We start from the raw sequence: 24,019 nt of genomic DNA on the forward strand, positions 1-24,019 counted from the left end.
TCACCGCCCCCGCCGAACCCTCCCGCCCTCGTGCGACGTCACCAGAACTGTGCCAGCGGGCCCACCTTGTACGCCGCCGTGTCGACGCTGATGTTGCCCGCGAAGGGGTGGTCCAGGACGACGACGAGCAGCAGGCTGAATCCGATGAGGGCGGCGACCGCGCCGACGAACAGGAGTTGGACGCGGCGGCTGTTGATGCCGTAGAGGAAGGTCAGGGGGATGAACGCCAGCGCGCCGCCGTACACCAGGGTCTTCAGGATCCCGGGGAGTTCCTGGTCGGCGATGGTCATGCGGGCGCGGCGGTGGGTGACCACCGCGTTGAGGTCGTCGGTCGCCTTGCGGTAGAAGGCCTTCTCCCTCTCCGTACGCGGTTCGTACGTCTGGAGAGAGGTGAACAGGTCACGCATCTGCTGCTGGGCGACGGAGTACCGGGGCTTGCCGGTCCGCATGAGGGGCCACTGCACGTCGACCACCTTGTGGGTGTAGGCGCCGACGGCCGCGTGGACGCGGTCGCGCTGGGCGGGCGGGAACACCTCGCTGTCCCAGGTGAGCTGGGCCAGGGACGACGCCTCGTTCTGCACCACCGCGTCGGCTTCCTGCACCTGGGTCCACAGCGTCACGACGACGAACGCGAGGATGATGCCGTAGATGGCGCCGTACATGCCGAGGACGACTCCGACCATGTCGTTGTGCTCGCCTTCCGCCAGCTGCGGGTGCAGCCGGTGCGTCAGCACGCTGCCCGCCAGGGCCAGGATGACGACGCCGCCGACGATCACGGCGCCGATCGCGGTGGTGGGCAGATTGTTCAGCAGCCACAGTTCCACAGGTCCCCCAGGCGGAGTCAGTGACACAACAGACGGGCAAGCCCGCGTATTTGTCGTGCGTCACGGCAGCGGCGGATATGCCTGGGAGGCGCGTTCGCCACTCAGAAGGGGGACGTGGGGGCGTCGGCCACGCGGCGCTCGCCGCCGTTGCGCTCCTGCCAGAACCGGTACACCGCGATGGCGTCCGCACGGGCGTCGTGGCGCATCGGCAGGCGGCGCTCGGTGTGGTCCTTGGCGAACTCGCCGTAGAAGGTGTCGAGTTCGAAGTACTTGCGGTCGTCCACGTAGTGCGGCTCGTAGGCGTCGCGGGTGGTGAGGAAGACGACCTCGTCCGGTGAGCAGTAGTACAGCGAGCCGAGGCACATGGGGCAGGGATGGGCCAGGACGTAGATGGTGGCGCCGGTCAGGTGCTCGGTGCCCAGCTTCGTGCAGGCCTCGCGGATGGCGAGGATCTCGGCGTGGGCGGTGGGGTCGCTGGTCTGGGCGACGAGATTCGGGGACTCGGCGAGGATCTCGCCGTCCTTGACGATGACGGTCGCGAAGGGGCGGCCGCCCTCGGCGACGTTCTGCCGGGCGATGTCGATGGTGCGCTGTGCGAAGTCCATGGGAATCCTCCAGAGGGAGTGGGTGCCGGGGCGGGCCTGGCGATACGCGGTCCGGGCCCGCCCCGGGTGTGCCGTGGTGTCCGGCTGGCTCAGAAGGGCTTGGTCGGGAGGTACTTGCCGTCCAGGGTGATGACCGCGCGCTCGCCGCCCTCGGGGTCGGCGACCTTCTTCACGTCCAGCTTGAAGTTGATCGCGGAGATGATGCCGTCACCGAACTGCTCGTGGACCAGGGCCTTGAGGGTGGTGCCGTAGACCTGGAGCATCTCGTAGAAGCGGTAGATCGTCGGGTCGGTCGGGATGCCGCCCTCGATCGAGCCGCGGGTGGGGATGGTCTGGAGCAGCAGTACGGCGTCCTCGTCCAGGCCGAGCAGCTCGGCGACCGCCTTGGCGGCGGGCTCGGGCAGGGCGTGCTGGCCGAGGACGGCGGCGGTGACGAACGCGACGGACAGGCCCGCGGCGTCGGCGATCCGCTGCCAGGACAGGTCACGGCGGATCTTGGCCTCGACCGCGGCGATCGCGAGCTGCTGACGGGCGCTGTTGTCGAACTGGGCGTGCACCATGAGAGGGGTTTCCTTTCGTACGGCCCGATCGTCCGGATGTCGTGAGGATCGGGAAGAAGGGGTCCCGGCGTGCCGGTCAGGTCGGGCCGGGCCGGGAGCGGGGATGGAGGGGCGGGTCAGGCCGCGAGGGCCGGGCGCGGGTCGGCGGTGAGGTCCTCGACGGTGCCGGTGGGGATGTCGAAGACCCAGCCGTGCAGTCGTACGCGGCCCTCGGCCAGGGCGCGGGCCACCGAGGGGTGGGTGGCCAGGTTCGCCAGCTGGGCGGCGACGTTCTGCCGGACCAGCGCGGCGAGCTCGTGCCCGTCATCGGCGGCCGCGGTACGGGCCAGGGCGGCGTCCGCGTGGCGCAGCCAGTCGGCGATGGCCGGGGCGCCACTGAGGTCGTGGCCTTCGGCGAGGGCCGTCATGGCGCCGCAGGCGGAGTGCCCGCAGACGACGATGTCCCGTACGCCGAGGACGGCGACCGCGTACTCGATGCTGGCGGCGACGCCGTCGGCGCCGGGGGTGTGCGCGGGGACGAGGTTGCCGGCGGTGCGGATGACGAACAGTTCGCCGGGGTCGGTCTGGGTGATCAGCTCGGGGACGACGCGGGCGTCGGAGCAGCCGATGAACAGCGTGCCGGGCTGGTGGGTGGTGGCCAGGCGGGCGAAGAGCCCGGCCTTGGCGGGGAAGGCCTCCCGCTGGAAGCGGTCGATTCCCTGGGCGAGATGACGCATGACCTCTTCACTCCCTTCGATCGGGTGTGTCGGTGTCGGTGGGGCCGACGTCATTGACTGTGCCCGACCAGCATCTATAGTGTCCAAGACGCATTACCACTCACTCCTATTGCTCTCATCTATAGTTTTGGGCATGAAGCCGGAACTGCGTCATCTGCGCTACTTGCTCGCGGTCGCCGAGCACGCCAACTTCACCCGGGCCGCCGAGGAGCTGCGCATCGCCCAGCCCACCCTGTCCCAGCAGGTCAAACAGCTGGAGAAGGCCGTGGGCGTCCAGCTCCTCGAGCGCACCGGCCGCACCGTGCGCCTCACCGACGCCGGGGCCACCTACGCCCACTACGCCCGGCGCGCGCTACGGAACCTCGCGGCGGGCGAGCGGGCGGTCCTCGACGTGCAGGACCTGGCACGCGGACACCTCCGCCTCGCCGTCACGCCCACCTTCACCGCCTACCTCACCGGGCCGCTCGTCGCCGACTTCTACACCCGCCATCCCGGCATCACCCTGGACGTGCGCGAGATGACCCAGGACCGCATCGAGGCCGACCTCCTGGCCGACCGGCTCGACCTCGGCATCGCCTTCAGCGGTACCCACCTTCCGGGCGTCGAGGCCACCGCGCTGTTCACCGAGGCCCTCAGCCTGGTCGTCGGCCCCCACCACCCCGACCTCGGCGCACCCGGGCCCCTGCCGGTCACCGGCCTCGGCGAACGTCATTTCGCCCTGCTCAGTGGGGACTTCGCCACCCGCAGGCACATCGACCAGCACTTCGCCGACCACCACGTGCGGCTGCGGATCGCCCTGGAGGCCAACTCCATCAACGCCCTCACCGAAATCGTGGCGCGCGCCCCGCTGGCCACCGTCCTGCCCGACGCCATCGCCCACGACCACGCCCACCTCACCCCCATCCCCCTCACCCCCGCGCTCCCCTCCCGCACCGTCACACTCCTGCGCCGCGAAAGCACCTACCAGAGCGCCGCGGCCCGCGCCTTCGCGCACCTGGCCGTCGAGTGGGCGCAGGGCTTGGCCTGAGGGTGGAGGGTTCCCGCCCCCGAGGGCGGAATGGTCGAGCGTCCCGGCTGAGGGGCAGGCGTCCGAGGAGGGTTCCGTCACGGTCGTCGTGGTTGCTTGCCGACAGTGGATGGCTGTTGCTCGATGCGGACGAGGCGGAGTGCCGGCGCGTCCTACGGTTTCGCGGAAGTCGGATCTCTGGAGGCGTACATGGACAGCTTTCGCGGTGTGCGGACGGCCGTGATCGTGGGGGCGGGGGTGGCTGGTCTGACGGCGGCCACCGCCCTGGCGCGCGGCGGGTGGCAGGTGGAGATCGCCGAACTCGGTCCGTCGGCGGCCACTTCTGGGTGGGGCTTGTGCCTGACCGGCCCTTCGCTGCGCGCGCTGGACGAGCTGGGGCTCGCGGACGCGTGTCTGGCCGAGGGCTACGGCATGAGCACGATCACGCACGTGGACGTGGACGGCGAGCCCGCGGGCGAGGTCGAGTTGCCGCGTCTGATCGGTGCACGGCGACCGGCGATGGCCGGCATCGCGCGGCCCGTACTGCACCGCGTCCTGCACGCGGAAGCCGAGCGGTGCGGCGTCGTGGTGCGGTACGGGGTAACCGCCGTCGCCGTGGATCAGGAGGGGGAGCTGGTCCGCGTGCGGTTGTCGGACGGGACGGACCGGAGGGTCGCGCTGCTCGTGGGCGCGGACGGGATCCGCTCGTCGACGCGGGGCCTGCTGGGTCTTGAGGCCTCGCTCGGCTTCCACGGGCAGATGGTCTGGCGGGCTCTGGTGCCCCGCCCGTCGTGGGCCACCGGGATCCACCAGTTCGCCGGGAAGGCCCACACGGCCGGCCTCGTGCCTCTCTCGAGCGAGCAGGCGTACGTCTTCCTGACGGAGAACGGGGTGGAACGGAGCGTCCTGCCCGATGCCGAACTCGCCCCGCGTCTGCGGGACTTGTTGGACACCTTTCCCGGCCGGGTGGAGGAGATCCGCTCTCTGGTGTCCGCGTCGGAATCAGTGGTGCGCCGCCCGGTCCACACGGCGCTCCTTGAGGGCGTCTGGAACCGGGGCAACGCCGTGGTCATCGGTGACGCCGCGCATGCCCCCGCGCCGCAGATGGCCAGTGGCGCCGCCCTGGCCATCGAGGACGGGCTCGTACTGGCTCAGGAAGTCGGGCGGCACGAGTCCGTCGGCGCCGGGCTCCAGGCGTTCGTCAGCCGGCGCGCGCCGCGGTGCCGAACGCTCGTGGAAACCTCGGTGGCCATCATCGGTCTGGAGCAGGCGCGGCGCCATCAGGAGGCGTATCCGCTGGCCGATGCCTGCCACCGGCTCATGGCCGAGCCCGCGTAGCAACGTAGCCATGCGGCGCGAAGAGCGTCCCCACGGCCTGTCGTTCGTACGACGGACAAGGAGGGGCACATGTCCGCTGGGGCTTCCCGGCCCCAGAGTCGGACCGCACCCCGAACCCGGACCCCGGCCGCGGCCCCACCCCGCTGCGGGGCACGGCCGACGAGATGGGCGAGTTCACCGCCGCCACGTCGCACGACGACGTCGACCCGGGGCTTTTCATCACCCCGCCGATGTGACGCGACGGAACCCGCCGACCGCCACGGCACCCACCAACCGCCATGGCCGACGATGGCCGACAATGGCCCCCAGGGAGGTGCCCCCACCATCGTGCCGACACCGCTGCGCAACCACCCCATCACCAGGTCCCAGAACCCCGCCGACCTGCTCAACGCCGCCACCCGTCTGTTCGGCGGTTCGGTGGCCGCATCGCCCCTGGCCGAGCTGTGCGACGGCGATCACGAACTGCGCGGCGTCGCCGCACACGACTTCGCGGTGGGCTACTTCGCCTCGCCCCTCGATGTCCGCGTCGCCTCGGCCGCCGGCCGGAACCGCGGCCCCTACTTCATCAACATCGGTGTCTCCGGCGCCATCTCGGCATCGTGCGGCGGCCTGCGGGCGACCCTCGACAAGGCGACGGCGGGAATCGCCAACCCCGGAGACATCCAGGAACTGCGACCGCTGCGCGGCCAGCGGTCGCGGTTCCTGGGCCTGCGGATCGACGCCGCCCTGGTCGACCAGGAATTCGCCGCACTGACCGGGCGTCCGCCGGTGTCCACCGTGCGCTTCGATTTCGCCCTCGACCTGGCGAAGCCCAAGGGCCGGGCGGTGCGGCTCCTCGTCCGTTCCCTCCTCGAGCAGCTGGACTCCGAAGACCCCCTGTTCCAGCGCGCGGAGCTGCAGCGCAGCCAGCTGCGATGCCTCGTCACCGCCCTGCTCCTGGCCCAGCCGCACTCGCACACCGGCGACCTGCACGACGGTCCGGCACCCGGCTACCCGCGCTCCTTGCGGGCAGCCCTCGCGTTCATCGAAGCGAACCTCACCGAGCACATCGGCCTCGACGCGATCGCCAGGGCAGCGGGCTGCAGCACCCGGACCCTCACCTCCACGTTCCGCGACCGGCTCGGTCTCTCCCCCATGTCCTACGTCCGCAACCTGCGGCTCGACCGGATTCGTGAGGACATCCTCGCCTCCACCGACCCCGTCGGTGCGATCGCCTACCGGTGGGGCGTCGCGCACCTCGGCCGCTTCGCCGGGCAGTACCGCGACCGCTTCGCCGAACTGCCCTCCGACACCGCAGCCCGCAGATAGCGCCGTATCAGTCCTAGCCAGTCGTAGTCATGCGGGAGCGGCGCCGCTCTGATCCGTGCGGCGGGGCCCGATGCCGGAGAGCTTGTCCGGGTTGGTGACCGAGAAGACGCCGGCGATCCGGTCTCCGTCGGGAGCGAGGTCCACGACCAGGACGGCGAGCGGGCCGTTGCCGGAGAAAACCAGCGCGCAAGGGTCCGCGGCCACCAGGCGGTGACGGAGGTCCAGGCCCTCCGCGAGTGCTGCCCGGGCAACCGCCATGAACACCGCGGCGACCTGGTCCCGGCCGTGGACAGGGCGCAGGCTGACCGCGGGTCCCTTGCCGCCGCTGTCGGTCCAGAGCGTCACGTCGGGTGCGAGGAGCTCCAACAGGCCTCGCAGGTCGCCGCCGAGCGCTGCCGCGGCGAACCGCTCGGTGACCTGGGCGTGCAGGTCCGGCTCCGGGCGGTGGCGGGGGCGGCGCGCGTGGACGTGGCGGCGCGCGCGAGTGGCGAGTTGGCGTACCGCCGTCGGAGCGCGGTTCAGGATGTGTGCGATCTCGGGATGGGTGAACCCGAAGACCTCGTGCAGCACGAACACGGCACGCTCCAAGGGCGACAGGGTCTCCAGGACCACCAGCACGGCCATGGACAGCGCCTCGGCGCGCTCGGCGCGGTCAGTGACGGCGCCTCCGTCCGTCACCAGGGGCTCCGGCAGCCACGGGCCGACGTACGTCTCGCGTTGGCGGCTCAACTCCGCGCGGCGGGCGAGGGCGTGGTTCACCGCGACGCGTACGAGATAGGCCCGGGGGTTCTCCACGGGCTCGGCGTCCGGCCTGCGGTGCCGGGCGGACCAGGCGAGCCACACCTCCTGGAGGGCGTCCTCGGTGTCGGCGACGCTGCCGAGCATGTTGTAGATGACCGCGAACAGCAGCTCACGGTGGCCGAGGAACTGGTCGGTGACGGCGTCGGCGCCCAAGGGCAGGGACGGGGGCGGGGGCGGGCTTGGCAATGTTCCTCCTCTGCTCTTCCTTGTCAGACCGAAGAGGGCCGTCGCGCCGCGAGTGTGACATGCGGACGGGAATGTGAGCCACGACACGATGGTGCCCGCCAATGTCACAGTTGGCGCCCGGCCCCTGCTCTGTGGGGTTGCCCGGGGAGAAGGAGGCTCCTCGGGCAACACACAGAGAGGACTTCGATGCGTACAACGATTCGCGGCGCCCATGTGTTCGACGGTGAGCGTGCCCTCGGCGCCGCCGACGTGGTGCTGGAGGACGGTCTCATCACCGCGGTCGGCGCCGCCCCGGACGGCACGGCCGACGTCGAGGTCGACGGGCGGGGCGGGACGCTGCTGCCGGGGCTGATCGACGCCCACACGCATGTGTTCGACGGCAGCCTGGCCGAAGCGCTGCGGTACGGAGTGACCACCGAGTTCGACATGTTCTGTCTGCCACGGCCGCTCGCCCGGCACCGGCGGCTGGCGGACCAGCACGACGACGTGGCCGACCTGCGCAGCGCGGGCACCATCGCCACCGCACCCGGCGGGCACCCCACGCAACTGCTGGCGGCCCTGACGGGCACCGTCCTCGACCCGAGCGAGGTGACGGAGATCGACCACGTCACCGACCCCGCGCAGGCCGGGGCCTTCGTCAAGGCCCGGCTGGCCGAGGGCGCCGACTACCTCAAGCTCGTACTGGACGACGGCGCGGTGCACGGCACCGACCTCCCTCGCCTGACGCCGGCCGTCGCCACCGCCCTCACCGCGGCCGCGCACGAAGTCGGCCTGCTGGTCATCGCCCACGCGATCACCGCGGCCGAGGTGGACCTCGCGCTCGACGCCGGTGCGGACGGCCTGGCTCACGTCTGGGCCGACCTCCCCCCGGAGGACCGGGACTCGCGGCGGCTCGCCGAGCGGATCCGGGCCCGGGGCGTCTTCGTCGTGACCACCCTCGCCTACTTCGAGGCGCTCTCCGCACAGCGGCCCGGCGCCACCGTCTGCTCCCACCCCGGCCACTACGCCAACGCCGTCGGCGCGCTACGGGCGCTGCACCGGGCGGGAGTTCCTCTCCTCACCGGGACCGACGCCACCCCGTTCGCGCCCGCCCACGGCGTCGGCCTGCACCGCGAGCTCCAGTTGCTCACCGAGGCGGGCCTCGGGGCCGAGCAGGCGCTCGCCGCGGCGACTGCCGTCCCGGCCCGGCACTTCGGCCTGACGGACCGGGGCCGCGTCGCCCCCGGCCTCCGCGCGGACCTCCTCCTGGTCGAGGGCGACCCCACCCGGGACGTCGCCGCCCTCGGCTCGCTCACCGCGGTCTGGCGGCGCGGGGTCCGTCACGACGCGGGCTCCTTGGCGTCGGGGGGCGTCTGAGTGCGGTAGGAGTGGCCGAGTTCCGGGCCGAGTCCGAAGTAGTGGCGGAAGTTGTAGACGAGCGGGCTCCAGGCGGCGGGGTCGATGTGGTCGGTGCCCGGAACGACGATGCGGGAGTCCGCGTGCACCTTGCGTACGACGGCCTCGACGATGACGAAGTCCCCGGAGGCATCCGGCCGCACCCGTGCGGCACGGGCCTCCAGTTGGATCGGGCATCCGGCGACCCGGGGCGGCCGGACCAGTTGGGAGGGCTCGCCGGTCAGGCCCGCCGCGGCGAACTTGTCCGGCTCGAAGCGGCAGCCCTCCGGCTTGCTTGCGGGTACGGGGTTCCTGCCGGTCAGCGGCGCGAGCCGCTCCACGGACGGCCATTGGGCGGGGGCGGGCAGGCTGATGACCAGGTCGGGTCGGCTGCCGAGGTTGTGTGCGGTCTGCCCCTCCCGGCCGAGGCCGATCACGACCGTGTGTCCGAGGGCCCATGCGGACGATATCGGGGCGAGGTTGAACGAGCCGTCCTGATTTTCTGTCGACAGGAGCACCACTGGCGTCCCGAAGTACAGGATGCTCGGCTCGATCTCCAGGTGGGTGACTGTCTCCGCCTCCGCCGCTGCGGGCAGGGGCCTTGGAAGTGCCGTGTACATGGTCGGCAGCCTAGGATCCGGTCGCTTCGGCCGGGGCCGAAGCGTCACGGGGTGACAATGGTCCGCATGGACATGCAGCGCGCCCACGCGGCCGGTCCCGACCTGGCTGCCGTGGCGAAGCTTCTGGCCGACGGCACGCGGGCCGGGTTCTGTCTCGCCCTGCTCGACGGCCGGGCCTGGACGGCGAAGGAACTGGCACGGCACATGGGGGTCGCGCCCTCGACCGCGACGGAGCACCTGCACGCGCTCGTCCGCGGGAACCTGCTGGCCGAGGAGCGCCAGGGCCGCCATCGCTACGTGCGTCTGGCCGGTCCGCACGTCGCCGAGCTGATTGAGAGCCTCGCCGCGATGGCGCCCCAGCGCACCCCGGCACCCCGCTCCCTGTCCGCGGCCGGACGCCGACAGGCACTCGCTCACGCCCGTACGTGCTACGACCACCTCGCCGGGACCGTCGGGGTCGCCGTCACCGACGCGATGCTCGCGCGCCGACTGCTCGACGAGGAGCACGGGCTCGGGCTCACCGACGCCGGAGCGACCTGGCTCGAAGAGCTCGGCATCGCCGTTCCGACCGATACGCGCCGGCCATCGGTGCGGTCATGCCTGGACTGGACCGAGCGCCGCCCCCACCTGGCCGGAGCCGTCGGGGCGGCGCTGTGCCGGCACGCGTTCGACACGGGCTGGATCACTCCCGTCGGCACCACGCGCGCCGTAGCGGTCACTGCTCTCGGCCGCCAGGCGCTCCACCGCCATCTCGGCTTGCCCGACGAGCTCCTCTCGCAGAAGTGAGAGGAGCTCGCTCGACGCCTGTCAGCGGACCCGGGCTCAGCCGCCGCGCCGCACCCGGGCCGCCTTGCGGGCCTCCGCGAGCTTGCGGGCCTCGCTGCTCTTGCGGGAGGACTTGCCGCCGGAGCCGCCCTTGGCGTCCTTGGTGCTGCCCAGGCCGCGGAACGGGGCGTTGTGGTTCTTGGGGCGCGGTGCGGCGGGGCCGCCGTCGAGAGGCTGTCCGGAGGGGGCCTTGGCGCCGGTGATCCGGCTCAGCTCCGCCTCGCCCGACCGCACCTTGATGACCTTGGCGGCGACACCGGCGTCCGCCATGACCTGGCTCGTCTCGCGGCGCTGGCCCGACAGGACGAGGGTCACGACGGTGCCGGAGCGACCGGCGCGGGCCGTGCGGCCCGCGCGGTGGAGGTAGTCCTTCGGGTCGGTGGCCGGGTCGACGTTGACGACGAGGTCGAGGTCGTCGACGTGCAGGCCGCGTGCGGCGACGTTCGTCGCCACCAGCGCGGTGACCTGCCCGTCCTTGAACTGGGCCAGGGTCCGGGTGCGCTGCGGCTGTGCCTTCCCGCTGTGCAGGGCCGCGGCGGCCACGCCGCTGGCCCGCAGATGCCGCGTGAGCTGGTCGACGCCGTGCTTGGTGTCGAGGAACAGCAGGACGCGACCGTCCCTGGCGGCGATCTCCGTGGCCACGGCGTACCGGTCCGGGCCGTGGACGACGAAGACGTGGTGCTCGATCGTGGAGACCGCGCTGGACGAGGGGTCCACGGAGTGGACGGCGGGATCGCGCAGATAGCTCTGCACCAGCTGGTCGACGTCGCGGTCGAGGGTGGCGGAGAACAGCATCCGCTGCCCGTCGGGGCGCACCTGGTCCAGGATCTCGGTGACCTGCGGCAGGAACCCCATGTCACACATCTGGTCGGCCTCGTCGAGGACCGCGATGCGCACCCGTCCCAGGCGGCAGTCCTTGCGCTCGATGAGGTCGTGCAGCCGACCGGGCGTGGCGACGACGATCTCGGCGCCGTCCCGCAGCGCGGCGGCCTGCCGTCCGATGGACACTCCGCCCACCACGGTCGCAAGGCGCAGCCGCAGCGCCTCGGCGTACGGGGTGAGTGCCTCACCGACCTGCTGCGCGAGCTCCCGGGTGGGCACCAGGACGAGCGCCAGGGGCTCCTTGGGCTGTGCGCGCCGCCCGGCGGTCCGGGCGAGCATCCCCAGGCCGAAGGCGAGCGTCTTGCCGGATCCGGTGCGGCCCCGGCCCAGGACGTCCCGTCCCGCGAGCGCGTTCGGCAGGGCCGCCGCCTGGATGGGGAAGGGCACCGTCACACCGTGCTCGTCGAGCACCTTCAGCACCGCGGTCGGCAGCCCCAGCTCCGCGAAGGACGCCGCCGCGGGCGGCGTCGCGGTGACACCGGACGGCTCGGATGCGGAGTCCTGCTGCCGGGCGTCGACACGTGCTGATTCGCTCACAGAAAGCCTTCCTCGAAGGGACCGTACCGAGGAAGGCGCGGCGGGGACGCGGCCACCAGCCAGGGGCACCGAACGGGGCACCGACACAGCGACGCTGCAAACACCCAACGTTAGCACGGGGCTCCTCATCGAGGTCGTGCGCACGGGCCGGCGGGCCCGTGCGCACGACCGGGCCCGCGGCTGTCAGGGCACAGTGATGACGATCTTGCCGCGCGCGTGGCCGGTGGCGCTGGTGTCGTGCGCCGCGCCGGTCTCCTTCAGCGGGAACACGGCGTGCAGCGGGACGGTGAGGCGACCCCGGTCGGCGAGATCCGCTGCCAGGGGCAGCCCCGCCCAGCCCGGCGACTCTCCTGGTTCGGAGCGGGTGAACCGTACGCCGTGCCGGTCGGCGTCGAAGTCCGCGGTGGTCACCACGCGGCGCGGGTCGCCGACGATGGCCACCAGGTCGGCGAGGGAGCCCTTGCCCGCCGCGTCCAGGACCACGTCGACGCCGTGCGGAGCCAGCGGGGCGAGGCGCTCGGCCAGGCCCACCCCGTAGGTGACCGGGACGACGCCGAGCTGTTCGAGGAAACCGTGGTTGCCCTCGCTCGCGGTGCCGATCACGGTGAGGCCGCGGGCCCGGGCGAGTTGCGCGGTGATGGTGCCCACGCCCCCGGCGGCGCCCTCGATCAGCAGGGTCATGCCCTCGGCGGCTTCCAGGGCCTCCAGTACGCGCGTGGCCGTGTCGATGTTGCCCGCGGCGCCACCCGCTTCCTCGAAGGACCACGACTGGGGCTTGGGCGCCCAGGCCGCAAGGACGGCGTACTGGGCAGCGGCGCCTCCCTGGTCCGCGAAGGGGACGAGGCCGAAGACCTCGTCGCCCACGGCGGTGCCGGTCACCCCCTCCCCCACCTCGTCGACGATTCCGGCGGCGTCCATGCCGGGGATGTGGGGGAAGTCCAGGGTGGCGATGCCCCGCAGCATCCCTGAACGCAGGTACCAGTCAGCAGGGGTGACACCGGTGGCACGTACCGCGATGCGAATCTGACCGGGCCCGGCGTGCGGCTCTTCGACCTCCTCCAGGCGAAGGACCTCGGAACCGCCGTAGCGGTGGTATTGCACAGCAAACACAGACAACCTCCGTACACCTAGCAAGCGTTGGAGTCAGTTTCTCGGTCGGCCTCTCGGTCAGCTTCCCAGTCGGCTTCTCGGCTGGCTCGGCGGCCGGTGAAGAAATTGATCAGTTCCTGGGGCGTGGGGTTGCGCACGGCGGCCGCGGCGGCCGCGGCGCTACGGGGGAACAGCTCCCGCTCGTACGCGGTGAGCGCGGCCTCGATGTCGTCGGGGTGGGCGGCGAGAGCCTCGCCGAGTTCGGCGCCATCCTGCATGGCCAGATTGGCGCCTTCGCCGTCGGGGGCCGTGAGGTGGGCGGCGTCGCCGAGCAGGGTCACTCCCGGTACGCGGTCCCAGCGGTGCCCGACCGGCAGGGCGTGCAGGGGGCGGAGGACCGGCGCGGTCCGACCGGCGGTGATCAGGGCGGTGAGTTCCGGTGCCCAGCCGTCGTACTCCTCCGCGATCCGCGCGGAGGCCGCGGCGGCGTCGGTGAAGTCGACGGCGGTGAACCAGTCCTGAGGTTTGGCCAGGGTGATGTGGGCGTGGAGGGTCCCGTCCTTCTCCCGGTGAGCCACGAGCCACTTCCCGTGCCCGTCCGGGTCGAGCGCGGCGAGCGTGCCGCCGCCGACCGCTTTCGCGGTGGCCGGGTGACGGGTGTCGGCGTCGTACAGGTAGGTCTCGACGAAGGACCGGCCGACGTATTCGGGTCTGGCGTCGGAGAGCAGCGGCCGGACGCGTGACCACGCGCCGTCCGCGCCGACCAGGAGACTCGTGACCGCGGTGGTGCCGCCCGCGAAGGTCACCTCGTGGCGGCCCTCGGCGAGGGCGCGGACGCCGGTGGCCTTGTGCCCCCATCGGACGGTGCCGTCGGGGAGCGCGTCGAGCAGCGTCTGCCGCAGCTCGCCGCGCTGCACCTCGGGGCTCGTGCCCGTGCCGTCGTCGGCCTTGTCGAACAGGACGGTTCCGTCGCGGTCCAGGAGCCGTGTCGCCTGGCGGCCCTCCAGGACGAGACCGCGGAACTCGTCCATCAGGTCGGCTGCCTTGAAGGCGAGTTGGCCGTTGCGGTCGTGGATGTCGAGCATCCCGCCCTGCGAACGTGCCGTCGCGGAGGGCTCCGCTTCGTAGACCGTGACGGGGATGCCGTGGAGGTGCAGGACGCGGGCTAAGACGAGGCCGCCGAGTCCGGCGCCGATGATCGTGACGGGCGGGCGCATGGGGCTCCTTGCGTGTTCAGACGCTGATTCAGACGGAGATTCAGATGGTGATCCAGACGGCGATCCCGATGCTGATCCAGATGGTGATTCAGACGGTGATGACACGCCGTCCGCGTGTGTGTCCGGCCTGGCTGTCGACGTGCGCCGCCGCGGCCTCGGCGAGCGGGTAGGACTTCTCGACCGGGATGTGGAGCCTGCCCCGTGAGATGAGGTCGGCGGCCTTGGCGAGGGCTTGTGGCACGTTCCCGGTCACGCCGGAGAAGTGGACGCCGTGGGCCGGCGCGCCGCGGTCGGCGATGGAGACCACCCTCCGTGGATCCCCGGTCAGTTCGACGAGTTCGCGGATCACGCCGGAGCCCGCCAGGTCGAGCGCCGCGTCGACGGGGCCGAGCCCGCGCACCCGGTCGACCCACCCTTGGCCGTAGGTGGTGGCGAGGGCGCCCAACTCACGCAGGTAGTCCTGGTTCGCGGCCCCGGCGGTGCCGATCACCGTGATGCCGCGGTCGCGGGCGATCTGCAGGACCGCGGATCCGACCCCTCCGGACGCGCCGCTGACGAGCAGCGTCTGCCCGGACCGCACACCGGCCTGGCCGATGATGCGCAGCGCGGTCTCCACCACGGAGGGGTATCCGGCCGCCTCCTCGTACGTCAGGTCCTCCGGCATCGGGGCCCAGGCCGCCAGGACGGCGAACTCGGCATACGTACTCGCGCCCCGCCCGAACACACGGTCACCGGCCTTGACCCCGTCGACGCCCGCGCCGACCTCGTCCACCACTCCGGCGGCGTCCTGCCCGACCCCGGCGGGCAGTTCGACCGGGCGGACCTTCTGGAACTGGCCTTCGCGGATCCTCCAGTCGACGGGGTTCACGCCCGCCGCACGCACGGCGACGCGTATCTGGCCGGGGCCCGCGTGGGGCTCTTCGGCGTCTTCGAGGTGGAGAACGTCGGGACCGCCGAACTCGGCGAAGCTCACTCTCTTCATGCCGCGACCGTAACACTAACGGTTAGGCTTTAGAAACAGGTGCAGCTTTGGACTCGATAGCGTTAGCGAACGAGGGTCACGCCCGGCCGCCACGAGCGAAAGGAGGCCCCGGCCGCCCACGAAGACGGACCCCAGAGGCGCCAACCGGCCGACTTCCAGGCGTTTCCCGCCTCACGGTCGTCTCGTTCATCAGGACACGTGACCGACGGGGAGGAAGAGGCACATGTCCGGGCAGACCGTACGAGAGGTGGTGCGGGACATCCTCGTCGAGCAGGCTCCGCGCGAGGTGAAGCTGCTTGACGGCATGGCGGCGCTGAGTGACGGGCAGATCACGCGGGTGTTCCGCCGCTCCCGCACGCGGCGGGATCCCCTCGGTTTCGGGGCCGCCGAAGTGCTCGCGCTGGTCGCGCCGGTGGTGTGGCTGGTGGTCAACGAGGTGGCCCAGCGGTCGGCGGCAACGGCCGTTGACGGGGCGAGCCGTTGGGGCGGCGCCTGGCTGCGTCGGGTGCGCCGTCTTCCCGATCCGCCGACGGAGGTCCCGGCGTTGTCGTGCGGACAGCTGGAGGCCGTACACCGGAAGGTCGTCGAGCGGGCGCAGGCGTCGGGTGTGGAGGCGGGAGCGGCGGAGGCGCTGGCCGACGCGGTCGTGGCCCGGCTCGCCATGGCGCCCGGCGATGGCTGACGACGACGTACCGCGCCGCGACCAGCGCCTGCTGGGGCAGGGCACGACCCGGCGTTGCGCGCTGTTCCTGGTCCTGGTCGTGACGCTCGCGGTGGGGCTTTCACTGCGCGCGGTGCGGGTCCTCGTCTCCAGCGGACAGGACCCGGACCTCCTGCACACGCTGGACGGTCGTCACCGCGGGCTGCCCTCTCTGGACACCCTGCGCATGGCCAAGTGGGAGCTTGCCCGGTCCTACGAAGCCGGGATCCTGGACGATGTCGAGCCGATCGCGGTGACCGCGGGCGGGTTGATGCTGCTGACCGCCGCGGTTCTCCATCTGGGCGGGCCCGCCTGGCGCAAGCGCCGTCTTCACCGGATCACGCCAGGCGACGTGATTCCTCATGACGCGCTCCTGCGTCTGACGCGCCACGCCGGAATCTCACGGATCCCGGCCTTCTACTGCGATCCGCGTCGCCTCAGCACAGGCGCTGTCACCTTCGGCTCCGCGGGCAGATACTGCCTCGCCCTCGACAACGGCCTGGTGGCCCTGGCCGGCGACGCGCCGCTCGCCTTCGACGACACCGTGTCGCTGCCAGGGGCTGCTGACGGGCCGGGATCCCTGCCTGAAGGTCCCAACGAGGCTGACAGCCAGCGCAGTTGGAGCAAGGACGGCCAGTGCAACCTCAAGCCGCTCCCGTGCCCTGCGCCGGACGGCACCACCCGGGATCCGGTGCCAGGCAGCGGACGCAGCACACGTACCGACTTCGACTCGTGGCTCCAGGACACGGGAGAAGGGGCGATCTTCGCGGCGGTGGTCCTGCACGAGCTGGCCCACCTGCGCAACCGCGACGTCGAACTGGGCAGCGCCGTACGGGCCCTGTGGCTGGCCTTGGTCGCCACCGTCGTCCTGCCGTACATGGCGCTGCTCGCCTGGCTGTACGGGAGCGAGCTCTCCGGCGCGGCCCGGTACTCGTGGTCGGGGCGGCAGTGGTCACCGCTGTGGGAGGCGGCCGTGGTGGCCGTGCTGGTCGCGATGGTGTACATGGCCTATACCGACATCCTCAGGCACCGCGAGCTGTGCGCCGACCTGGACGCGGTCGACTGGGGCGCCGATCCGCAGGCGTGGAACGTCGTGGCCAAGGAGCAGACCGGACGGCGCATGGGGCCGAAGTGGGATCTGGAGCACTGGCACACCGAACCGGATGACGGGTGGATCAGCCTGTTCACCTGGGTGCGGAAGGCGCGCCCGCTGCGCGGCGGCACCCGCCCCTGGCACACGCATCCCGGCTGGTGGTGGCGGATTCGCGCCCTCAAACGCCCGGCCCATCCGGTGGGCCCCAACGGCACCTGGACACAGGCCGTGATCCTGGCGGGCACCGCGGTGGTCCTGCTGCACACGCTCCTCAACGAACTCGCCCACGCCGCCGGGCTTGCCCCGCTCACCTCGGCGCTGTTCTACTCCGGAGCGGTGCTGTGCGTGTCGCTCGGCCGTCCTCTCACCGTGCACCCCTCCCACCGCTTCCGCCCCCAACAGCGCGCGTTCGGCGTGCAGTCGCGCGGCAGGATCCGCCGGGCCGCACTCCTCGGAGGGTGTGTCCTGCTGCTCGTCGTGATCGACCCCATGGGGCCGTTGTTCGTCGCCGGATAAGCACGGGGCAGTGGCCATCGGGCAGAGGTAGCGTTCCGGCATGACGCCAGCGCCGCTCCGGTTTCCTCCGTATCCGATCCGCGGCGTGTGCGCGCTGCATCGGAAGCAGAACTGCGCGCCGCACTTCGCGGAGATAGCGGTGGACTTCGAGCCCGCGGCCGAGGGCTTCGTCTTCGAGGTGGCCCACGGGCTGACGGTGGCGTACGAACCTGCCGAGGACCTGCCGCGCTTCTTCGCGGCCGCCGCCGCGGGGATCGAGGAGCAGCTGAGCCTGCCCGAGCACGGAGTCGTGACCGCGACCCGGGTGGTGCTGCGGCGTGCCCGCGCCGATGCGTTCGGCTCGCACGAGCTCGCGTTCAGGATCGCGGGCTATCTCGCCGCCCGCAAGGCTTTGGAGCGTGCGGGGGTACCGCGGCTCTGAGCGGTACCTCCCGTGACGGCGGACGGCTCAATCCGCGCCCCCGTGTGCCCCTCGTCCTCATCCCCCTCGGGCCCCGCACGGCTCCGGGCGTATCGCGGACGTACAGCGGGCGTATCGCGGGCGTATCGAAAAACGCATACGCCGCCGCAACAGTGATCCGTCTTGAGTGGGCACGCGAACCACCCTGCGTCAAAGGGCGGTTCATCGACCAGCGAAGGAATGTGATCATGAGCTCGGATTCCGTACGTGGTGTGGACCGGCGGCGGCTGCTCCGGTGGGGCGGAGTCGCCGGCGCGGCGGCCGGTGCGCAGCTGGTGGGCGCCCGACCCGGCCACGCCGCCCCGGCCCCAGCCGATTCCGACGTCATCCCGCCGGACGCCCGGCCCGGCGGAGCCTACGACCGGTACGTGGCGAAGCTGGCCGCCGAGGGCAAGTTCTCCGGCGTGGTGCTGCTGTCGCACCGGGGCCGCACGGTCCTTTCGCGCAGCTACGGGATGGCCGACAAGGAGAAGGGGATCCGCAACGACCAAGGCACCGCGTTCTACCTCAGCTCGGCGGGCAAGCCGTTCGGCGCGGTGGCCGTCCTGCAGTTGGCGCAGCAGGGCAAATTGAACCTGTGGGACACGGTGGGCACCCACCTGACGGGCTTCGCCAAGGAGATCGCCGAGAAGGTGACCATCCACCATCTGCTCTCCGGCACCTCCGGGTTGAGCAACCCGGAGGTCGACGTGCAGCGGATCTTCCAGAGCCGGGAGGAGGTGCGCGAGTACAACGAGCGGTGGGCCCGGCAGGCCAAGCCGGTGGCCGCTCCCGGCACTCCCACCGACCACGCCGGTCCCGAGGTCGCCATCCCCGCGCAGATCGTGGAGGCCGTGACCGGCACGACGTACTGGGAGTACGTCCAGGAGCACATCTTCGAGCGCTGCGGGATGACCGGCACGGGGTTCTACACCCGGCCGCAGTGGCTCACCGACAAGCACATCGCGCACCCGTACATGGAGCTGGCCGACGGCAGTCTGGTGGACGCCGTGCGCAACCTGGACAAGGGCAGCCCGAGCCCGCACCAGCCGGGCAAGAACCCGGGCCGCAACTTCATCGACGCCCCGGGGGACGGCGGCTTCGCCACCGCGCCCGACCTGGTCCGGTTCGCGCACGCGCTCGGAGACGGCACGGTCCTCGACCGGCACTACGCCGAGCTGTTCACCGGGGCCAAGATTCCCCACGCCCCGCAGGGCGGCGGCCTGCGGAAGGGCCGGGCGGTCCCCGCCGACGCGGGGTTCGGGGCCTACTCGATCCCGGTCAGCCTCATCAAGGGCCAGTGGCTGTGGGGGCGCGCCGGTGGCGACCCCGGTGCAGGCGCCAGCTGGAACATCTACCCGGACACCGGCTGGGTCGGCGTCGTCCTCAGCAACTGCGACGGCGTACCGCTGTGGGAGATCATCGACCAGGAGATACGAGCCATCACCGGCTGACGCCCGGCCCGGCAGCGCACTCACCATCAAGGGCCGCGCCCGCGCGTGGTGAACCCCGCACCAACCACCGGCGAACTCCGTACAACCAGCTCCGCCCTTCGACGGTCACACCAGACAGACCCACGCCCCGTCGACCGAGTGGAAGCCCTCATGCCACACAGCCGCCGCACCCTGACGTACGCCATCGCAGCCGCCGCGGCGGTCACCGCCGGGCTCGTGCTCCCGTCCGGCGCCGCCGCTGCCGCACCGCGTGCCACCACGAGCGACTTCAACGGCGACGGCTACGCGGACCTCGCCGTCGGCGTCCCGGACGGGACCGTCGACGGCCGGGCCGAGGCCGGGTACGTGAACGTCGTCTGGGGCGGTCCCAGAGGCGTCGGCGCCCACGGGAGCATCCGTGTCACCCAGGCCACTCCGGAGGTTCCCGGCACCCCGGAGGCGGGCGACCGCTTCGGCGCGTCCGTGGTCCTGACGGACCTCAACGGCGACGGCATCGCGGAACTGCTGGCCGGTGCCCCTGGCGAGGACGTCACCGACCGCGGCAAGGACGCGGGCATGGTCACCGTCGTAGGCGGTTCGAGGAGCGGTCCTGGGCCGGGGTCGACGGTCCTGACCGGGCGGTCGCCGTCGGCTGCGTACGGCAAGTCGGTCGTGGCGGCCGAGATGACGGGCGACGCCAACAAGGAGATCGTGGTCGGCGGCACGGACAAGGTCGTCGCCCGTGTCATCCAGGGTGAGGACAGCATGGTCACCACCGTTGTCACCGCCCCCATGGGCGGCCGCGCCCCCGTCCTGACCACCGGTGACTTCAACAACGACGGCGCGGCGGACCTGGGCGTGGCGTACTGGACGGCGGGCGAGCCCAGCACGCAGTCCCACGTGCGCCTGTGGAAGTAGGACGCCGACCGGTCCGAGATGGCCAACTTCTGGAACACGGACAACGCCGGTGTGACCGCCCTTGCCGCGGGCGACTTCGACGGCGACGGCCGCGACGACCTGGCGCTCGGCGAATGCCGTGAGATCGCCGACGAGAACATCGACGACCCGTGCGGCCCCGAGCGACTCGCCAAGGGCGGCGGGGTCCACATCCACTACGGAAGCCGAGCGAGCGGCTCGTTCGGCACCCGCGCCCAGACCCTGAACCAGGACACGGCGGGTGTCCCGGGCGTGGCCGAGGACGGGGACCGCTTCGGCGCCGCCCTCGCCGTCGCCGACGTCAACCGCGACGGCCGCGACGACCTGATCGCGGGCGCTCCCGGCGAGGCCGTCGGAAGCAAGGCGGGGGCGGGCGCCGCCTGGCTGCTCCGCGGGGGCGCCAAGGGCCTGCTCGACGCCGACGGCCGGGCCGCGTCCGTCGCCTGGAACCAGGACACGCCCCGCGTCCCGGGTGTCGCCGAGGCGGGCGACGCCTTCGGCGCGGCCGTCGCCACGGGTGACCACGACGCCGATCGCGTACCGGACGTCACCGTCGGATCCCCCGGCGAGAACGCCTCCCTGGGGGCCGCGTGGCTCCTCCCCAGGGGTTCGGCCGGCGGCTCCCTTGCCTTCTCACCCCGCACGCTCGGCCTGCCGTACCTCTCCACGGCCCAGAAGTACGGCGCGCCGCTGAACAGCCGGTGAGCGTGCCCTTCGGGCGTTGCGAGTGCTGAGCTCCAGCGGGGATGCGGTGCGTGCCGGTGAGGTTGTGCCCGGCGTGGTGGTGAAGGCCGTCATACGGGCACAGGGCACAGGACCCACGCCGCTCCGCGCTCACGCGCTGGGAGCAAGGGCCGTGCCCAGCAGATAAGACCACGCGTCGTGGGCACATCTCAGATGTGAAAGACCATCGCGAGAGAGGGCGACGCGTGACCGGACAGACCGACATACGCGCTGGACAGCCGGTGTACGGGTGCATGGGGCTCGGCGGCACCTGGGACAGCGTGCCGTACACCGCCGCGGACATCGCGCACGCCGAGGCCGCCGTCGAGGCCGCCCTCGACATCGGCATCACGGTGTTCGACCACGCCGACATCTACCGGCGCGGCAAGGCCGAGGCGGTCTTCGGCGAGCTGCTCAGGAGGGCGTCCGGGCTGCGGGAGCGCATCGTCGTGCAGACCAAGTGCGGCATCCGGCAGGCTGACGGCCACCACCCCGGCATGTACGACCTGCGCGGCCAACACATCCTCCGGAGCGTCGAGGAGAGCCTCGCCCGGCTGTGCACCGACGTGATCGACGTACTGCTGCTGCACCGGCCCGACCCGCTGGCCGACCCGCAGGACACCGCGAAGGCCCTCACCTCGTTGCACGAGCAGGGTCTGGTGCGCCGCTTCGGGGTGTCGAACATGAGCGCCGCACAGATCACGCACCTCCAGGACCACCTCGACGTCCCGCTGGTCGCCAACCAGCTGGAGATGAGCCTGGGCAGCCGGGACTGGGTCGAGGCGGGCGTCCTCGTGAACACCCCGGCCGCGGCCGAGAACGGCTTCCCGCACGGGACCGTCGAGTACTGCCACGCCCGGGACATCCAGCTCCAGGCCTGGGGCGCCCTCGCCAAGGGCCGCTACACCGACGGCAGTGACTCACCGACCGCGCAGCTGCTCTCCGACCTCGCCGAGCGCAAGCAGACGACACCCGAGACGATCCTGCTGTGGTGGCTCCAGCGCCACCCGGCCCGCATCGCCCCGGTCATCGGCACCAGCCGCCCCGAACGCATCCGCGCCTGCCGCGACGCCGTCACCCGCGAGCCCGAGCTCACCCACGAGGAGTGGTACGACCTGTGGGTCACCGCCCGCGGCGGCCCTCTGCCCTGACCTGCGGCGCCGCCGTACGACGCCAGAGTGGTTCGTCGACGACGGCGCTCCCCTCCCGCTACCACCCCTGAGTCCGCTCCCGTGCCGGGAACAGCCCGGGAGCGGGCTCAGAGCAGCACCGCTCCCGCCACGGCCGTCGCCGCGAGCACGACGACCACCAGGATGTTGAACGTCACGTCCTGGCCCTCCGAGCGGTGCTCGGCCGCGCGGTCCAGCGTGAAGTCGGCCGGGTCGGCGGGCGTGTAGTGGACCGTGACGTCACGGCCGTACGCGCGGGCGGGGTCGGGGAGGTGTGCTGTGCAGTGCGCCGTGACGGCTGTGCCCTCGCGGGTGGTGAACGACACGACCGGGGTGATGGTGGTCCTGGTGTGGCCGTCGTCCTGGTCGACGCTGACGTCCTTCAGGACCGCGACGACCCGTCCCTGCGCGGTGTCCATCGCGGCCAGTTGCTCGATGCGGCGGTTCTTGGCCCGCACTGTCCGGGGCAGATGAACTGCGGCATAGACCGCGCCCGGCGCGCCGAAGCCGATCAGCGCCCATGGCCACCCCCAGTCGACCGCGGCAAGGACGACGAGGCCGACGCAGACCAGGAAGAGCGCGAAGCTGGGCCAACCGAGACCGCGGCTGGGCTCCTGGGGAGTGTGGGAGAACCGGTAGGCGTGCGGTCTGCCTCGCGGGTGGCTGACCCCGACCTCCCGGCCCTCCCACGCGGAGGTGATCATGTCGCCCCGCTCCCCGTCGTTCGTCACGATCACTTCCTGGCCCGAGGCCGGGTCCTGGTAGGAGACGACCACCGATATCCCGCCCGCCCGGGACCCGCCGTGCCGGGGCTCCCGCACCCGCTCGATCCGCCCGGCGAGCCGGACCGTGCGCTGCGCCTTGGTCACCCCGGCCAGCGACATGCCGAACCCGACCAGCGCCGCTGCGCCCCACACCGCACACCACAGCACCAGGAACTCGTCCCACCCCATGCGCCCATCCTCCTGTTGTTACGGTCAACTGCCGCTGCGCCGCTGGACTTTGCCCCGGCCGTCCGCCTCCAGCGTGGCCGTGCCCCCGCTGCCGGTGACCGTGACCCTGAGCGTGAGCGAGCCGGTGACGCCGTCGGCGGTGAGCTGCCAGCTCCGCGGGGACTTGACGCCGAGGCCGGTCCTGGCCTCCTCGACCAGGCCGGGGACACGGTCGTAGGGCAGCGACCTCGGGTCGAACCCGGCCCTCTTCACGCCGGTGGGGGCGAAGACGACCGTCAGCAGGCGGTCCTGCACGACGACGGTCAACGCCTGCCGCTTGTCCGCGCCCTGCGTCAACGACTCGACGGCCTTGCGCAGTTCGCCCTTGTCGAGCATCGACTGGCCGGGGCCGAGGCTGACCGTCCCCGTCGCCGACGTCACGGTGGTCGTGGACGAGGAGGTGGAGGTGGACACGGACGCCTTGGGGGTACCGCGCTCCCCCTTGTCGGAGTCGAACAGGTCGGCGCGGAACAGCAGGAGCACGGCGGCCGAGCCGAGCAGCAGCCCGAGCAGCGTGAGGAACCCGCTGAAACAGCCCTCCTGGGTCTCGCTCTTCATGGCCGGACCGGGCACCGAGTCCACCCGGTCCACGGCCGCCCGCTCCTCCCACTCCGGCGTCGGCCGTTTCACGATCCGCGTCTTCCACGGCCGGTCCGGCGGGTACTCCACCACTACGACCCCGCGCGGCCGGTAGTCGGGCAGCTCGACGAGGTTGACGTCCTGCCGTATCTCCACCCGGAATCCGGGTGCGTCGTCCGGAGCGACGGACAGCTCGAACCGCACCGGCACATCGCTACTGGCCTCACCCCCGACGGCCTCCCGGCTCTCGATGACGGCGAGCGCCACGCGCGGCACGACGGCCGCCTCCCGGGCGCGGCGCGGCAGCGTGGCGAGGAAGAAGACGAGCCCGAAGACCGCGGGCAGGACGAGGCCCGTGACGATCAGCGGCGCCCTCTCGACGACGCAACCACCGATGAAGGCGGTCAGAGAGGCCCCGATCACCCCGCCCGTCAGGAACCCCAGAGCAAGGTTGGCAGGCGTGTTGTGCGTGGGCGGTGCGCCCGCGGTGATCGTCATGTGGCCGATTGTGCACACCATGGGCGACGGCCGACAGACCTGTGAATGAAGGGTCTCCTACTGGGGAGTTC

At 71.9% G+C, this 24,019-nt stretch carries 24 protein-coding genes; 12 read left to right on the forward strand and 12 right to left on the reverse strand.

The annotated features are described in order from the left end of the window. Positions 1-38: 38 nt before the first annotated feature. From IG74_RS0128120 to IG74_RS0128135, 4 genes are all read right to left on the reverse strand, one after another. Positions 39-824 carry a DUF4239 domain-containing protein gene (locus IG74_RS0128120; protein ID WP_030683040.1) on the reverse strand — a complete coding sequence of 262 codons (786 nt, stop codon included), beginning with the start codon at positions 822-824 and terminating at the stop codon, positions 39-41. Positions 825-925: 101 nt separating this feature from the next. Beyond that, positions 926-1,429 (reverse strand): nucleoside deaminase, encoded by a 504-nt coding sequence (locus tag IG74_RS0128125; RefSeq protein ID WP_030683042.1) that lies wholly within the window; start codon positions 1,427-1,429, stop codon positions 926-928. Between the two features lie 89 nt (positions 1,430-1,518). Then, positions 1,519-1,989: a cyanase gene (gene cynS, locus IG74_RS0128130; RefSeq protein ID WP_030683044.1), complete on the reverse strand. Its 471-nt coding sequence runs from the start codon at positions 1,987-1,989 to the stop codon at positions 1,519-1,521. A 116-nt stretch (positions 1,990-2,105) separates the two neighbouring features. Next, a complete protein-coding gene (locus tag IG74_RS0128135) occupies positions 2,106-2,705 on the reverse strand; it encodes a carbonic anhydrase (protein WP_030683046.1) in 600 nt (199 codons plus the stop codon). A 133-nt stretch (positions 2,706-2,838) separates the two neighbouring features. On the opposite strand from IG74_RS0128135, the gene cynR reads away from it, so the two are divergent. The 3 genes from cynR to IG74_RS0128150 all read left to right on the forward strand — a co-directional run bounded on the left by cynR (position 2,839) and on the right by IG74_RS0128150 (position 6,357). Beyond that, positions 2,839-3,732: a transcriptional regulator CynR gene (cynR, locus tag IG74_RS0128140; RefSeq protein ID WP_030683048.1), complete on the forward strand. Its 894-nt coding sequence runs from the start codon at positions 2,839-2,841 to the stop codon at positions 3,730-3,732. Between the two features lie 189 nt (positions 3,733-3,921). Beyond that, complete coding sequence (locus tag IG74_RS0128145) at positions 3,922-5,049, forward strand: FAD-dependent monooxygenase (protein WP_030683050.1); 1,128 nt, start codon at positions 3,922-3,924, stop codon at positions 5,047-5,049. A 327-nt stretch (positions 5,050-5,376) separates the two neighbouring features. Then, positions 5,377-6,357, forward strand: a complete 981-nt coding sequence (locus tag IG74_RS0128150; protein ID WP_030683052.1) for a helix-turn-helix transcriptional regulator — start codon at positions 5,377-5,379, stop codon at positions 6,355-6,357. 27 nt (positions 6,358-6,384) lie between these two features. Here IG74_RS0128150 and IG74_RS0128155 read toward each other — a convergent pair whose 3' ends face one another. Next, the gene (locus IG74_RS0128155; protein WP_234334476.1) at positions 6,385-7,344 is read right to left on the reverse strand and encodes a sigma-70 family RNA polymerase sigma factor; all 960 of its coding nucleotides are present in this window, start codon (positions 7,342-7,344) and stop codon (positions 6,385-6,387) included. A gap of 186 nt (positions 7,345-7,530) precedes the next feature. On the opposite strand from IG74_RS0128155, the gene IG74_RS0128160 reads away from it, so the two are divergent. After that, complete coding sequence (locus tag IG74_RS0128160) at positions 7,531-8,700, forward strand: amidohydrolase family protein (RefSeq protein ID WP_051855550.1); 1,170 nt, start codon at positions 7,531-7,533, stop codon at positions 8,698-8,700. Here IG74_RS0128160 and IG74_RS0128165 read toward each other — a convergent pair. After that, the gene (locus IG74_RS0128165) at positions 8,664-9,338 is read right to left on the reverse strand and encodes a flavin reductase family protein (RefSeq protein WP_030683063.1); all 675 of its coding nucleotides are present in this window, start codon (positions 9,336-9,338) and stop codon (positions 8,664-8,666) included. The two genes, IG74_RS0128160 and IG74_RS0128165, sit on opposite strands and share 37 nt — an antisense overlap. Before the next feature lie 57 nt (positions 9,339-9,395). On the opposite strand from IG74_RS0128165, the gene IG74_RS0128170 reads away from it, so the two are divergent. Then, positions 9,396-10,124: an ArsR/SmtB family transcription factor gene (locus IG74_RS0128170; protein ID WP_107059040.1), complete on the forward strand. Its 729-nt coding sequence runs from the start codon at positions 9,396-9,398 to the stop codon at positions 10,122-10,124. A 36-nt stretch (positions 10,125-10,160) separates the two neighbouring features. On the opposite strand, the gene IG74_RS0128175 is transcribed toward IG74_RS0128170, so the two are convergent. From IG74_RS0128175 to IG74_RS0128190, 4 genes are all read right to left on the reverse strand, one after another. After that, positions 10,161-11,582 carry a DEAD/DEAH box helicase gene (locus tag IG74_RS0128175; protein ID WP_030683067.1) on the reverse strand — a complete coding sequence of 474 codons (1,422 nt, stop codon included), beginning with the start codon at positions 11,580-11,582 and terminating at the stop codon, positions 10,161-10,163. 183 nt (positions 11,583-11,765) lie between these two features. Next, positions 11,766-12,692, reverse strand: coding sequence for an NADP-dependent oxidoreductase (locus IG74_RS0128180; RefSeq protein ID WP_030683069.1), 927 nt, complete (start codon positions 12,690-12,692; stop codon positions 11,766-11,768). A gap of 17 nt (positions 12,693-12,709) precedes the next feature. Further along, positions 12,710-13,888, reverse strand: a complete 1,179-nt coding sequence (locus IG74_RS0128185; RefSeq protein WP_078869095.1) for an FAD-dependent oxidoreductase — start codon at positions 13,886-13,888, stop codon at positions 12,710-12,712. An 88-nt stretch (positions 13,889-13,976) separates the two neighbouring features. Then, positions 13,977-14,870: an NADP-dependent oxidoreductase gene (locus IG74_RS0128190; protein ID WP_030683073.1), complete on the reverse strand. Its 894-nt coding sequence runs from the start codon at positions 14,868-14,870 to the stop codon at positions 13,977-13,979. A gap of 223 nt (positions 14,871-15,093) precedes the next feature. Here IG74_RS0128190 and IG74_RS0128195 point away from each other — a divergent pair, with 223 nt between their 5' ends. The 7 genes from IG74_RS0128195 to IG74_RS0128220 all read left to right on the forward strand — a co-directional run bounded on the left by IG74_RS0128195 (position 15,094) and on the right by IG74_RS0128220 (position 21,861). Further along, positions 15,094-15,552, forward strand: coding sequence for a hypothetical protein (locus IG74_RS0128195; protein ID WP_037826156.1), 459 nt, complete (start codon positions 15,094-15,096; stop codon positions 15,550-15,552). Continuing rightward, positions 15,545-17,179 (forward strand): M48 family metalloprotease, encoded by a 1,635-nt coding sequence (locus IG74_RS0128200; RefSeq protein ID WP_030683076.1) that lies wholly within the window; start codon positions 15,545-15,547, stop codon positions 17,177-17,179. The genes IG74_RS0128195 and IG74_RS0128200 overlap by 8 nt, the downstream gene beginning before the upstream one ends. Before the next feature lie 40 nt (positions 17,180-17,219). After that, positions 17,220-17,600, forward strand: coding sequence for a hypothetical protein (locus tag IG74_RS0128205; RefSeq protein ID WP_030683077.1), 381 nt, complete (start codon positions 17,220-17,222; stop codon positions 17,598-17,600). Positions 17,601-17,827: 227 nt separating this feature from the next. Further along, positions 17,828-19,072, forward strand: coding sequence for a serine hydrolase domain-containing protein (locus tag IG74_RS0128210; protein ID WP_030683078.1), 1,245 nt, complete (start codon positions 17,828-17,830; stop codon positions 19,070-19,072). Between the two features lie 150 nt (positions 19,073-19,222). Then, positions 19,223-19,969: an FG-GAP repeat protein gene (locus IG74_RS53570; protein WP_234334477.1), complete on the forward strand. Its 747-nt coding sequence runs from the start codon at positions 19,223-19,225 to the stop codon at positions 19,967-19,969. A gap of 18 nt (positions 19,970-19,987) precedes the next feature. Next, complete coding sequence (locus IG74_RS53575; RefSeq protein WP_234334478.1) at positions 19,988-20,692, forward strand: FG-GAP repeat protein; 705 nt, start codon at positions 19,988-19,990, stop codon at positions 20,690-20,692. Positions 20,693-20,916: 224 nt separating this feature from the next. Then, the gene (locus IG74_RS0128220; protein WP_234334479.1) at positions 20,917-21,861 is read left to right on the forward strand and encodes an aldo/keto reductase; all 945 of its coding nucleotides are present in this window, start codon (positions 20,917-20,919) and stop codon (positions 21,859-21,861) included. A gap of 107 nt (positions 21,862-21,968) precedes the next feature. On the opposite strand, the gene IG74_RS0128225 is transcribed toward IG74_RS0128220, so the two are convergent. Together IG74_RS0128225 and IG74_RS0128230 are read right to left on the reverse strand one after the other, a co-directional pair. Continuing rightward, positions 21,969-22,832 (reverse strand): DUF3592 domain-containing protein, encoded by an 864-nt coding sequence (locus IG74_RS0128225; RefSeq protein ID WP_030683080.1) that lies wholly within the window; start codon positions 22,830-22,832, stop codon positions 21,969-21,971. Between the two features lie 24 nt (positions 22,833-22,856). Continuing rightward, positions 22,857-23,948, reverse strand: a complete 1,092-nt coding sequence (locus IG74_RS0128230; RefSeq protein ID WP_030683081.1) for a hypothetical protein — start codon at positions 23,946-23,948, stop codon at positions 22,857-22,859. Between the last annotated feature and the right edge of the window lie 71 nt (positions 23,949-24,019).

The organism is Streptomyces sp. NRRL B-1347, from assembly GCF_000720325.1.
Classification (GTDB): Bacteria; Actinomycetota; Actinomycetes; order Streptomycetales; family Streptomycetaceae; genus Streptomyces.

Excerpts from the sequence above, each read along its gene's own strand:
- IG74_RS0128210 (WP_030683078.1), top strand. The coding sequence starts at position 17,828 with ATGAGCTCGGATTCCGTACGTGGTGTGGACCGGCGGCGGCTGCTCCGG.
- IG74_RS0128195 (WP_037826156.1), top strand. The coding sequence starts at position 15,094 with ATGTCCGGGCAGACCGTACGAGAGGTGGTGCGGGACATCCTCGTCGAG.
- cynS (WP_030683044.1), bottom strand. The coding sequence starts at position 1,989 with ATGGTGCACGCCCAGTTCGACAACAGCGCCCGTCAGCAGCTCGCGATC.
- IG74_RS0128125 (WP_030683042.1), bottom strand. The coding sequence starts at position 1,429 with ATGGACTTCGCACAGCGCACCATCGACATCGCCCGGCAGAACGTCGCC.
- IG74_RS0128185 (WP_078869095.1), bottom strand. The coding sequence starts at position 13,888 with ATGCGCCCGCCCGTCACGATCATCGGCGCCGGACTCGGCGGCCTCGTC.
- IG74_RS0128170 (WP_107059040.1), top strand. The coding sequence starts at position 9,396 with ATGGTCCGCATGGACATGCAGCGCGCCCACGCGGCCGGTCCCGACCTG.
- IG74_RS0128135 (WP_030683046.1), bottom strand. The coding sequence starts at position 2,705 with ATGCGTCATCTCGCCCAGGGAATCGACCGCTTCCAGCGGGAGGCCTTC.
- IG74_RS0128230 (WP_030683081.1), bottom strand. The coding sequence starts at position 23,948 with ATGACGATCACCGCGGGCGCACCGCCCACGCACAACACGCCTGCCAAC.
- IG74_RS0128145 (WP_030683050.1), top strand. The coding sequence starts at position 3,922 with ATGGACAGCTTTCGCGGTGTGCGGACGGCCGTGATCGTGGGGGCGGGG.
- IG74_RS53575 (WP_234334478.1), top strand. The coding sequence starts at position 19,988 with ATGGCCAACTTCTGGAACACGGACAACGCCGGTGTGACCGCCCTTGCC.
- IG74_RS0128225 (WP_030683080.1), bottom strand. The coding sequence starts at position 22,832 with ATGGGGTGGGACGAGTTCCTGGTGCTGTGGTGTGCGGTGTGGGGCGCA.
- IG74_RS0128160 (WP_051855550.1), top strand. The coding sequence starts at position 7,531 with ATGCGTACAACGATTCGCGGCGCCCATGTGTTCGACGGTGAGCGTGCC.
- cynR (WP_030683048.1), top strand. The coding sequence starts at position 2,839 with ATGAAGCCGGAACTGCGTCATCTGCGCTACTTGCTCGCGGTCGCCGAG.
- IG74_RS0128190 (WP_030683073.1), bottom strand. The coding sequence starts at position 14,870 with ATGAAGAGAGTGAGCTTCGCCGAGTTCGGCGGTCCCGACGTTCTCCAC.
- IG74_RS0128200 (WP_030683076.1), top strand. The coding sequence starts at position 15,545 with ATGGCTGACGACGACGTACCGCGCCGCGACCAGCGCCTGCTGGGGCAG.
- IG74_RS0128165 (WP_030683063.1), bottom strand. The coding sequence starts at position 9,338 with ATGTACACGGCACTTCCAAGGCCCCTGCCCGCAGCGGCGGAGGCGGAG.
- IG74_RS0128205 (WP_030683077.1), top strand. The coding sequence starts at position 17,220 with ATGACGCCAGCGCCGCTCCGGTTTCCTCCGTATCCGATCCGCGGCGTG.
- IG74_RS53570 (WP_234334477.1), top strand. The coding sequence starts at position 19,223 with ATGCCACACAGCCGCCGCACCCTGACGTACGCCATCGCAGCCGCCGCG.